Origin of the sequence: Archangium sp. Cb G35 (assembly GCF_001896145.1) — a bacterium.
Taxonomy (GTDB): Bacteria; Myxococcota; Myxococcia; order Myxococcales; family Myxococcaceae; genus Archangium; species Archangium violaceum.
The window spans coordinates 1-1,799 of the sequence record NZ_MPOI01000038.1 but is presented as its reverse complement, the minus strand read 5'-3'; the positions used below and the strand labels follow the sequence as shown (position 1 = coordinate 1,799).

Below are 1,799 nucleotides of genomic sequence, written 5' to 3'. Positions count from 1 at the left end.
TGCTCCCCGGCCCTCGCCGCCTCCACCGCCGCGTTCAGCGCCAGCAGGTTCGTCTGGTACGCGATCTCCTCCACGATGGAGATCCTCTCGGCGATGGACGCCATCGCCTCCACCGTCTCGTTCACCGCCAGCCCGCTCTCCTCCGCCTCCGCCGCTCCCCTCACCGCCATCTGCTCCAACGTCTTGCTCGTCTCCGCGTTCTGGCTGATGGACGTGCTCAGCTGCTCCAGGCTCGTCGTCGTCTCCTCCACTGACGCCGCCTGGGTGCTCGTCCCCTGTGACAGCGCTTGCGCCGCCGCCGCCACCTGTCCCGACGCTCCCGACAGCGAGCCCACCGCCCCTCGCACCTCTCCCAGCACCCCGCCGAAGCGCTGCACCATCTCCCGCATTCCGGCCAGCATCTGCGCCGTCTCGTCCCGTCCCCGCACCTCGATGGAGGCGGTGAGGTCTCCCGAGGCCAACCGTCCCATCAGCCCCACCGCCTCGTTCAACGGCTGGGTGATGCCGCGCGACAGCCACCACGCCAGCAGCACCGCCAGCAGCGGCCCCACGATGCCCCCTCCCACCAACATCTGCTTCACGAGGTTCACACGCACCTCACCCACCTCGTCACGCCGCTCACGCAACGTCTTCTCCTCCGCACGGATGGCGTTCGCCAGACCTCGCATGGAGTCCACGATCTTCCGTCCCCGGCCCTCCCGGGCGTAGGCCACGAGCTGTTCCATGGGCACACGGCCAGCATCCACGTCCCGCCGCAGCGACACCTGGCGCTCGACGTAAGGGAGGTACTGCTGCTGATAGAGGTCCAACAGTTGCTGGAGCAGTTCCTGGATGCGAGCACTGTCCGTCGTCAGCTCCTTCGCCTTGCTCTCGCTGCGGAGGAACTCGGACTGCCGTTGGGGCAGCATTTCCAGGACGGACTCATCTCCGGTGAGGGCGAACCCCTGCACCCGGGACTCCAGGTCTATCAGGGCAATGCCCATGGCGCGTAACTCCCCCAAGCCCTCGTAGGCGCGGTAGGTGTCCCCCACCGAGTCCGCCAGGCTGAGGAAGAGCATGAAGGACCACCAGACAATGGCGGTGAACAGCGTGACGAGCACGCCAAACCCGAGCTGAAGCTTCCTGGCGATACTGAGGTTGTCGATCATGGAGTGGATGACCCGTCCTAGAAGCGTTTGAAGTCATGGTCCGAGCCAACCGCCGCACGCTCGGGTACCGCCGGGAAGGACGTGGGGGCCACCTGAACGGGCAGTGACTGCGCCACCGCCTTCAGCCCCTGCACGGGTGAAGGCACCGGCGGCAGGTGCACCGGCGCCGGCCTCAACGAGCGCACCGGCTGCATTGCTCCGTGCAACGCCCTCACCTCCGCCGCCACCCGGAAGAACGTCATCATCTGTTGCAGCGACTCGGCCTGTGCCGCCAGCTCCTCCGCCGTCGACGACAACTCCTCCGCCGCGGACGCGTTCCTCTGCGTCACCTGGTCCACCTGCACCATCGCCCGGTTCATCTGCACCACCCCGCTGGCCTGCTCCCTCGACACCGCCGCCACCTGCTGCACCAGCTCCGCCGTCTTGCGAATCGACGGCACCAGCTCCTTCAGCAGCTTCCCCGAGCGCTCCGCCACCTTCACGCTGCTTCCCGCCAGGCTTCCAATCTCCTTGGCTGCCTTCTGGCTCCTCTCCGCCAGCTTCCTCACCTCCGCCGCCACCACCGCGAACCCCCGCCCATGCTCCCCGGCCCTCGCCGCCTCCACCGCCGCGTTCAGCGCCAGCAGGTTCGTCTGGTACGCGATCTCCTCC

General features: G+C 67.8%; 2 protein-coding genes. Both read right to left on the bottom strand.

Annotated features, from left to right (window positions below):
- Nucleotides 1-1,148 (bottom strand): methyl-accepting chemotaxis protein (locus BO221_RS52145; RefSeq protein ID WP_073568419.1); only part of this gene is annotated, 1,148 nt, incomplete at its 3' end.
- 17 nt (nt 1,149-1,165) lie between these two features.
- The coding region (locus BO221_RS52140; RefSeq protein ID WP_233166667.1) for a methyl-accepting chemotaxis protein at nt 1,166-1,799 on the bottom strand (634 nt) is incomplete at its 5' end.